Source organism: Pirellulales bacterium, from assembly GCA_019694455.1.
Taxonomy (GTDB): domain Bacteria; phylum Planctomycetota; class Planctomycetia; order Pirellulales; family JAEUIK01; genus JAIBBY01.
The window spans coordinates 1-9506 of record JAIBBY010000090.1 but is presented as its reverse complement, the minus strand read 5'-3'; the positions used below and the strand labels follow the sequence as shown (position 1 = coordinate 9506).

6 protein-coding genes are annotated in these 9506 nt (G+C 62.3%); all 6 read right to left on the bottom strand.

The window, feature by feature from the left end; translation table 11 throughout:
- Positions 1 to 530 precede the first annotated feature (530 nt).
- Positions 531 to 2615, bottom strand: coding sequence for an acetylxylan esterase (locus tag K1X71_20325; GenBank protein MBX7075496.1), 2085 nt, complete (start codon positions 2613 to 2615; stop codon positions 531 to 533).
- Between the two features lie 123 nt (positions 2616 to 2738).
- On the bottom strand, positions 2739 to 5654 hold the full coding sequence (locus K1X71_20320) for an ABC transporter permease (protein ID MBX7075495.1): 2916 nt from the start codon (positions 5652 to 5654) through the stop codon (positions 2739 to 2741).
- Positions 5654 to 6436 (bottom strand): ABC transporter ATP-binding protein, encoded by a 783-nt coding sequence (locus K1X71_20315; GenBank protein ID MBX7075494.1) that lies wholly within the window; start codon positions 6434 to 6436, stop codon positions 5654 to 5656. The genes K1X71_20320 and K1X71_20315 overlap by 1 nt, the downstream gene beginning before the upstream one ends.
- Before the next feature lie 22 nt (positions 6437 to 6458).
- Entirely contained in the window at positions 6459 to 7487 is a 1029-nt protein-coding gene (locus K1X71_20310) for a DUF1559 domain-containing protein (protein ID MBX7075493.1), read from the bottom strand.
- Between the two features lie 48 nt (positions 7488 to 7535).
- On the bottom strand, positions 7536 to 8594 hold the full coding sequence (locus tag K1X71_20305) for a hypothetical protein (protein MBX7075492.1): 1059 nt from the start codon (positions 8592 to 8594) through the stop codon (positions 7536 to 7538).
- Between the two features lie 153 nt (positions 8595 to 8747).
- On the bottom strand, positions 8748 to 9506 hold a 759-nt coding region (locus tag K1X71_20300), incomplete at its 5' end, for a class I SAM-dependent methyltransferase (GenBank protein MBX7075491.1).

Genomic DNA, 9506 nt, shown 5'->3' with positions numbered 1-9506 from the left:
ATCGCTTGGCTGCACAACTTCCGCCGACTCGTCGTCCGCTACGACTACTACAGCAACGTTTACCAAGCCTTTATCCTCTTGGCCTGCATCAACATCTGCTTACGCAAGTTTTGAAACCGGTTCTAGTATCTTTTTGTCGGTTGTTTGGTGCAGATGTATAGGGGTAGTACTGGTTTTAGCCGGGTCGTTTTTTGGAATTGTGATCTATTTCTTTGTCTGATCCGATTCCTGCACCACGTGTTGTTGTCTTGGTTCAGCGTGAACTGGAATTGAGGTGTCCTGCCTCAGTCGGAACTGGAATGAGCGGCTGTTGACCAGCAGCCGCGCCGGTTCGTAGCGCGCCCGGAGCGCTGGCGACCCACCGAGACGAACAGGTGCGGCCGTAAGTCATATAGTCTCACGAAGTTGCTTCCAAGTTACGAGCGCGCAAGGTTCGTGGCGCGCCTGGCACGGGGAGCTGAGGCAAGCGCGTTACGGAAAAGCCAGGTTGCGCTTGCTGTCCCAACGGGCAGATGAATCACGAACTGGCGCTACCTTTTGTCATTGCCCCGCGTGGGTGAGTCGCTGGCGATTTCACCTTCGAAATCGAGAGGCGGCGAGCCGTAAAGTCGTGCGACCGCGCTCGTCCATGCCCAATCGGCGGGACGGGCGGCGATCATCGTCACCGGCCGGGGAAAGGCAAGCGCCACCGCCTGCGGCAGATCGAACAACTGCAACACCTTGATCAGGTTGGGGCCGTCGCGGTGACTCGTCGGCGGACTCACCAACCGCAGCGCCGTGACCGATGGTTCAATGATCGTGGCATAAAGGGCGATGCCGGCGGCGGCCCCTTCGCCAACGACAGTCAGCGGCGCGTCGGCGCCGAGCTTTTCGCGGACCGCCTGAATGGCGCGGCGAACGTCCCAAATGCGGCAGGCGTCGGCCGTTGTGCCCACCAGTACGAAGCTGCGCAGCAGATGCGTCAACTCGGCCTCCGGCCAGCGATCTTGTCCCCAGCCGCGCGGGGCGACGACGATACGCAGTTCGCCGGGCGGAATCGGGTCTAAGGTGTTTGTGTCGTCTGCCGAATCGGCTTGGTCGGTCGCGGCGCGCTCAACTAATATCGGCCCCAGCTTTCGCCGCCACTGGTCGTCGGTGGTCACGTGCAGCACTGCCCGCGTCATTGGCTGTTCCTCGCGATGGGTCAGCGTCCAAAGCATGAGCGGCACATCGGCCTCGCTGGTGAATTCAAACTGGCGCCAGCGCATGTCGCCCGCGACGCCATGGGCAATTTCACGCACCGCGAGGGGTGGAGGGTCGCTGGGAAATGCTCCAAAAGCGCGGCGAGCGAGTTCGGCAAGCCAGCGCTGCCGCGTGGCGTCCCAAGCGGCCAGGTCCGTGGGGGGATCGCTGGGCGCGGCCAACGGCACGAATGATTCGTGAATCGTGGTGTTGTGCTCGTCGGCGGGGATTTTATCGAGCGCTTTGAGCACTTGTGGTTCAAAGCGTTTGCTGGCGACTTCGGTCACCGGTTCGGCGACGTCGCGCAGCCAGCGATTCATCCAGCGAAATGAGGCAAGTTGCAATTCCTGGGTGTCGGCATGCGGGCCTTCGCTGATGAACAGCCCCAATTTGTCGCCGGCGCCGTACAGTTCGTAGACGCGCTTGAGTTGGCCATGCAGCGTCGCCACGCCATCCAAGGGGAAGATCGAGTCTTTGTCGGTGTTCGCAAGCAGGCAAGGTCGCGGGGCGACGAGCGCCGCGACCACATCGAAATCCCATTGATACTGATTGATCATGAACATGCAGTCGCAGTGCCCTTGGATGCAGCGATGGACGACGTAATCTCGCAGGTTGGTGATTCCGGCCACGGGGACGATGCAGGCCGGCCGATCGTCGAGAGCCGCCAAGTACCAGGAATAAGCGCCGCCGCCGCTGCGCCCCGTGACGCCAAGCCGCGTCCGATCGACTTCGGGCCGGGTTTCGAGGTAGTCGAGCGCGCGGATGGCGTTCCAGGCCTCGACGCCGGCCGGTGTGTAGCCACGTGCGATCCACCACCACATGCCGTCGCGATAGGTGCCGTGGTGCAGGCCGAGTATCTCACCAAGCTGCAGCGTGTCGATCATCAGGCAGCAGTATCCGTTGCGAGCGTACCAGCAGGCGTGATGATGGTATGCCGTTTTGTTGCCGAAAGAGACGCCGTTGCTCACAGCGCGGGCATGACCGCAAAGGTACAAAATCGTGGGAAGCGGCCGAGCGACTTCGGCGGGGCGATAAAAGTTGGCGGTGACGTACAGGCCAGGCATCGATTGAAAGTGCAGTTTCTCGACGATGACACCATCGGCCGATTCTTTTCCTGTGATGGTCGCATGCAGTTCGGAGCGCGCCGGCAGGGGCCACAGGCCGAGCATATCGAACAATTGGCGGCGCAGTTCGTCGCGCTGGTCGCGCCATTCGGCGAGCGAGACGCGGCTAGTTGGCGATCGCTGCTCAATTTCGCGCACCTTGCGGGCGAGATAGGCATGCACGCGGGCGTCTGCATCGGCGGGCGGCGACGCTGGTGGCTCGGCGGCCGCCGCCAGGCAAAAAAGTGTGATGAATAACGCCGAAAGCCCAAGGCGATTGAGGCGGCTCATGCGAAACCTCGCGAGGTCGGACATTCGAAGCGCACAGCGAGACAAGGCGTATGGTCGCCTGCCAGAGTGTGGCGCTCAAGTCGCCGTGCGAGTTGCCGGGCTTCTCTGCCCGCTCGCGACGGCCTACATCATGGCGCGCCCTTGTTGCAGCAGCGTCAAGGGCTCGGAGCGACTGGTGGAATACGCCGGCCAGAGAGCGGCCAGCAAGCACAACAAGATGGCGGCGCCGAGGCCGCTGGCGAGCCGCGACCAAGGCACGACGAGCGGCGTTTCCAGTCCGCCAAAAAAGCTCACGTATTGCGACACGCCCGTTCCACACCAACCCTCCAGCACACCGAAGGCAAGGCTAATCAGGCAGGCGACGAGACCGATCAACAGGCCTTCGGCCAGAATCGACCGCGCGACCGCCGAGCGCGTGCCCCCGATGGCGCGCCAAACTCCCAGTTCCCAGCGGCGGGCCCGCACCGACGCGGCGATCGTGTTGGCCACGCCGAGCGACGTGATCAAGAGGGTCAGAAGTGGCAGTTGGCACATGGCCCAGATCATGTCGCCCGCGCGGAGCATGATGCGCTCGCGCACTCCTTGCGGCGTGCTCACGCGCAGCGAGTCTCCGAACATGGTGGCGCCATATTCCCACGTGCCTTGCCCGTTGACGGGCTGCACCGGTCCCAGATTGCGGTCGGCAATGGGGCGCATTGCCGCGGCGATTTGGTCGGCATTGGCGTTCGAGTCGATGTTCATCCAACAGAAATTCGTTTGGCGAATGTCGAAGTCGCGCCGCACATCGTCGTAACCGGCAAAGACCATCGCCGCGGCGCGGCCATGACGGCGGCGGAGGCCAGAGAATTTGGTCATCCAATGCCAGCCAGGCAGCGCCACGGCGCCGGCAATGGTGTATTCGACGGGCTGCTCTGGCTTATCGGGTGGCAGCATGCTGATGCGATCGCCGATCTGCAGACCCGTCGCCGCCAGAAAATGATCGGGCACGATGCAGTGCCGACCTTGCTTGAGCTTGACGATGGCGGTTTGCGGATCGCCGTCGGTGAACTGCGCGGCAATTAAAGGGTTTGAACCGCCAAAGGCGACTTGCGGATCGAGGCCAATGAGGATGACATTGTCTTGCCGCGTCACTGAGTTTCCGCGTTCGCTATCGGTCAGGTCGCTTGTTAAGCGCGGTTGCTCGACGGCCAATGGGACGAATTGATCGGCGATCACGCCCGGCGTCTGACGCAGCGGTTCCAACTCGGCATCGGGCAAACCGCCACGTTGGAAGGCGACGAGCATATCGGGCGTCCAATCGCCGGGGGTAAAGGGGCCCAGCATGGAGTATCCCCAGACCATCATCGAAACGTAAAGGCCGAGTCCTACGGTGAGGGCCAGCGCGGCGCCCGCGGCCCGCCAGCGATTGCCGCTGAGTTGTGCGCTGAGCAAACGTGGCTCGAGGCGCAATAGCCGAGCCAAGGCAGGGCCGAGCAACCGCTCTGCCGCGACGATTGCCAAGGGCGCCACCAAGAGGAAACCGATGGCCATGCTCGTGCAGCCAATCGCCGCATGCACGCCGTAGCGCAGCGCTTCGCCAATGGGCAATACGAATACGAGCAGCGGGTTGACCGCGATGAGCAACACGCCGATGGCCGCAGCAAACCAAAGTTGCTTGTGGCTAGGGCCTTTGGGGCGATGCGGAACCATCGCCTCCAATGGTTGGACCGACGCCGCGCGCCAAGCAGGCCAGATCGCGGCCGCCAGCGCGCCCCCCAAGGCGCTGAGGCCGCTGAGCGCCACGCACCAGCCGCCGAGCGAGGCGCCCATGCGGAACAAGTCGGGCTTGGCGGCGGCGACCAAGGTGAGCACCCCCCAGCCAGCGGCCAATCCTCCGGCCCAGCCGAGCAGCGCCAGCACCAAGCTTTCGATCAGCACAATCATCGCGATTTGCCCGCGAGAAAGTCCGATCGCGCGCAACATGGCAAGTTGGCGCACGCGCTCGGCGACTCCCATACTGAGGGTAGTGAAGGCGATGAACAGCGCGGCAAGCAGGGCCAAGCCAGTGGCGGCCCAGGCTTGCTTGCGAATGCTGGCGGCCATGAAACCCGATTCCAGGGCGTCGTGCAATTGTTGCTCTCCCACCAGCGCGACATCCGCCTTTGCCTTGCTCCAACGGTCGAGCCAGCGCTTTTGAAAGTCGGCCGCGTTGGTGTCGGACCGCAGCTTGACGCTCACCAGATCGATCTCGCCGGGACGCTGCGCAATCTTCTCGGCCAATGCCAATGGCACATAGAGCGCGGAGGTCGCCGGCCCCATGGATCGGCTGGCGCGGACCATCATTGGCCGACCGGTCGGCGACGGGCGGGGAATGCTCGGCGCCGACTGCGGTTGCGCGACAATGCCGATGATTGTGAGGCGATATTCTTTCGTCCCTGCGATCACCAAAACTTCGTCGCCTAGGCCGACTTGTAGTTGTTCGGCGGATTGCTGGCTGATTGCCGCATTGCGCAGGTTGGGATCTTGATCGATCCAAGTTCCTTCCAGCAGTTCGTAAGGAGGCAGCGCCGCGCGGGCGCCGACGAGCGTTGGTCCGCCAAACGACATGCCGCGCCGCCGCCCCACGGGTCCGCCGCGCCGTCCGCGCGGAGAGGAAGGAGCGGGCGATTTGGCGTTGCTGTTCGCCGATCCGTTGGCGACATTCTTGGCGCCGGATCGGTCGGCAGTCGGCGGTCCGTCGGCCGTAGTTTGCTTGTCCGATCGCACTTCGACCGTGGCTTGCAGCACGGGATCCGCCGCCTCAACATCGGGATCGTCTGCCAGCGCTGTCAACCACTCTTTGAGGCGTGGCGCGCTTTCGTCTGAGTTGGGAGAAAGAAAGTAGTCGTAACGCCCCAGATACTCAGTCGTTTGCTCGTCGAATCCGGACACTAGAGCGTCGTAGCCGCTGACGGTCCACACCACCAGCGCGGAGGCGGCGATCATGGCCAGCGTTGTCAGCAGCAAGCGGGCGGGGCGCCGCCGGGCATTGGCAAGCGCGAGCATCACTGCGGTTTTCATCACACGACCTCGGCAACGGAGGGAGAACAGAGAACTTCTTGATACCGGAGCGCAAGCGACGGCGCGTCGTGAAATTCGTCGGCGTGAATCTCGGTCACCAATTGGCCGTCCTTGACGATCGCAATGCGGTCGGCATAAGCGGCAACGGCTGGATCGTGGGTGACAACCACCATGGCGGTGGCTTCTTCATCGCACAATTGTCGCAGCAACCGGCAGATATCTTGCCCGGTGACGGAATCGAGACTTCCGGTTGGCTCATCGGCCAAGAGGATCGCGGGCTCGCAGATCATGGCGCGGGCCAGCGCCACTCGCTGTTGTTCACCGCCGCTGAGCGCGTCGGGAACTCGACGGCGCAGCGCGGTCAAACCGAGGCGTTCGAGCAGGCCCTGCAAACGAGCGTGGAGAGCGCGCCGCTCCTGCCCATCGGCGAGCGCGGGGAGCAAGATGTTGTCTTCGACGGTGAGCGTGGGAACCAGGTTGAACGCCTGGAACACAAGTCCGATGCGGCGGCGCCGTAGCAAGGTGAGTTGATGATCGGTGAGTCGCGTCAGATCGACGCCGTCGACGACGATTTGTCCCTCGTCGGGCCGCGTCAACCCGGCAATGAGGTGCAGCAAGGTGCTCTTGCCCGACCCACTGGCGCCCATCACGCCGAGCCATTGACCGGGCTCGACCGCGAGTGAGGCGCATTTGACGGCTTCGACAACGGTGACGCCTTGTCGAAAGCGCTTGGTGACATTTTCGACGCACAACAAGGATGCGCTAGGGTGAGAGTGGTCCATGGCTGGCCTTTCTGTTGCCTGTCTACTCCGTGCTGATGTCGTTGCCGGCGCGCGTGAACATGGCATGCCACACGGGCAGGGCGATCGTATCTTGAACAAATCGCACGCTGCCGTCGCAGAAGGCGGCGTTGACACCGCCGGGATGTCGGCTGCGGGCCGCGCCGATTCGCGCCGAGCGACTAATCAGGTCGGGCACGGGGCTATTGGGTGGAAAACGTCCGATCAGGACTGGACCGCCCGGGGGATACCCGCGCAGCCAATGGACGTTTCGGGTGCCGTCCCAACTTTTGACCTGCGGCAGCACCACGGCGATGCCGCCTGTATCGGCCGCGTTGGCCAAGGAGATCAGTCCCGAGGGGGACGCCAAGACCGCACGATACGCCTGGATGTCTGGCGTGCCGCCGAGGGCGGGTGAGTCGCCGGGGCCGATCAGGGCTTCTGTAAAAGCCAAGGTGTTCGTGGTGCCGTCGCGAATATCGGCAAACTTGATCTTGGCGTTGCAATAACAAATGCCATTGGTTTCGCCCATGATGGCGGTCTTGCCGTCCATCGCATTGCCGCCATTCATCGCGTAGTTCGTGCCAGCATAGGGAATCACCTCGGAGAACAACTTGAGATCATGCACCGGCTCTTGAGCGTCACTGGGACAGAGGAATATTGGGACCACGGTTGCTGCGGCCGGCCGGAGCGCGACCGGCAGATCGACCTTGCCGACGTGTCCCATATTCACGCGAAAGTCGATCAGGTTGGAAAGGCTCTGCTGTTCGAGGTAGGGGAGAATCCGCGCCAAGGGAGAGTAGTCGTCCTGCATGGCGTTGCCTGAGTTGGGAAACTTGCTCCAGACATTCTCGTAGTTGAGCATGCCGAGGCTGACTTGCTTCAGATGATTCGAGCATTGCATGCGCCGCGCGGCCTCGCGAGCGGCTTGCACGGCGGGGAGCAACAGCGCGATCAAGATGCCGATGATGGCGATCACGACGAGTAGCTCGACGAGCGTGAAAGCGGGCCGAAATAGCGACGTCGGCGCGCGGAAGGGGCGCAATCGGGTCATCAGAAGCCTCCGAATCGTCTCAGGGCGTTAAAAGGAACGCGGCGCCGCCTACTCGGCGGCGGGACGACAGTGCGTCAGGGCCAACAGGGCGAAGGCTGTCGCCAGGTTGGGATCGCCCTCCATCCAGCGGGTGTTGGAGTTCACCCAATACCCTTTTCCATCTTGTCGCCGGGCCAACTCTTCGAACAAATCGCGGCGCCAATCGTGCTTGTTGCCGGCCGCGTCTTCGATCTCGTTTTGCCCTAGCGCGTCCAGCGTCTTGGCGAAGGTGTGGTAGTAGTAATACAAACCGGCGTCTCCCATGCCGGGGTTCTCTGTCACGCTGTAGTTCTTACTGATCCAATCGACGGCGGCCTTAACCCGCGGATCGTCGGCGGTGAGTCCGGCGTAAATCAGGCTTTTCAATCCGGCATAGCTCATCGAGCCATAGCTGCGCAGCCCTCCGTTAGCGGTCTGGCGCTCATCGTCCTGCTGACTGAGGACAGGCGTGTAGTAGAACCCGCCGTCGTTGATCTTGGCGGCAAACTCGGTGGTGTTGTGTTCGCTCTCCAGATTCTGGCAGCGCGAGACGAAGACGAGCGCTTTTTGAATCGCTTCGTCATCTGCCCCCGCGCCGGCGGCCTTGAGAGCGTCGATGAGAAACGCCGTGTTCGACAGGTCCGGCCGAGTCTTGCCGCCGTATCCGGCGCCGCCGTAGTACAGGTCGTCGCGGTTTTTGCCTTCGCTCTCATCCCATTGACTGCCGCGGATGTAGGCCTCCGCTTTCTTGATGATTTCGTCGTAGCGGCCGTCGCGATTGGCCTCCTTGAAGCACACCAGTCCGATGCAGGTTTCGTACATGGAGATGCGGCTACCTGGCATGTGGATGCCGCCGGTCTCTTGGACGAACGATTCGAGGTACTTCATTGACTTGGCGACTTGCGGATCGCCGACCGCGCGGCCACTGCGCAGCATGCCCAACGCCATCAGCGCGGTGGGTCCGATCCCGACACGGGAACTCACGGCGCCATCTTGCGATTGATTGGCCGACAGATACTGAATCGCCTTGTCGATCACCGCTTCGTATTGCTGCGGATCGGGACCGACCCGCTGGGCGTCGGCCGCCAGTAGCTCGGGCGCTGGCAGGAGAGTACGGCCCCCCAGGACCGCGACCAGGGAGAATATCAGCAACTTAGGCATTTTTTGGGCTCCATGAGTTTCGCAAGCCGTCCTCGAAAGACGCCGAGGCAGCCTCGCTGGGGGCATTTTACGAGGCCCCAATTAGGCGACACTATTTTGATCGCGGGTGGTCAAATTTTCGCCGCGCACCGCCCGACGGGGGGGAGTCGCCGAATTTGGCTTGAGAAGCACCAAGCGGAAGACAATGCCTTGCACATCGTCGAAATACTTCCACGAGCAGGGAAAAAAGAGCAGGTACTTGTTGTACGTCTGCACACCGACCAGTTCGATGGCCCGCTGGCGGTTGGCCACAAGTCGCTCGAACCAATGCCGGAGGGTGTTCTTGTAGGTGTCGTGCAGCGATTGATGGGCAACGCGAAACCCCGCCTCTTGCGCGGCGCGCAACTGCACGGGAAAGCTATGCGGAACCGAGCCGGGAAAGAAGATTTGGCCCACCAGCGCCGAGACAGGCAGAGCCCGCTCCAATCGGCAGAAGAAATGTGTGATCATCTTTCCGCCAGGCCGCAGCGCGGCGAACAGCTTGGCCAAAGTAGGACGCAGATCATCGGGGCGCACATGCTCCCAGACACCGATGGAAAAGATCTTGTCGAAAGTGGCTGGTGGCAACTCGTCGGTAATGAAGTTCTTGAACTCGACGTTGAATCCACGATTGCGCCGAATGAACTCTAGCTGCTGCCTGGAGATGGTGTAACCGCGCAGACTCTCGCGGTCGCCGGTGCGATCGAACACCTCTTGCAACATTCCGCCCCAGCCGCAGCCAAGTTCCAAGATTTGCTCGCCCGGCTGAGGATCGACGAGGTTCATGATGAAGCGCGCCTTGTTGGTTTGCGCTTCTTCTAG

Bases quoted from the DNA above. Each gene is read 5' to 3' on its own strand.
- K1X71_20325 (MBX7075496.1), bottom strand. From the start codon at position 2,615: ATGAGCCGCCTCAATCGCCTTGGGCTTTCGGCGTTATTCATCACACTT.
- K1X71_20320 (MBX7075495.1), bottom strand. From the start codon at position 5,654: ATGAAAACCGCAGTGATGCTCGCGCTTGCCAATGCCCGGCGGCGCCCC.
- K1X71_20315 (MBX7075494.1), bottom strand. From the start codon at position 6,436: ATGGACCACTCTCACCCTAGCGCATCCTTGTTGTGCGTCGAAAATGTC.
- K1X71_20310 (MBX7075493.1), bottom strand. From the start codon at position 7,487: ATGACCCGATTGCGCCCCTTCCGCGCGCCGACGTCGCTATTTCGGCCC.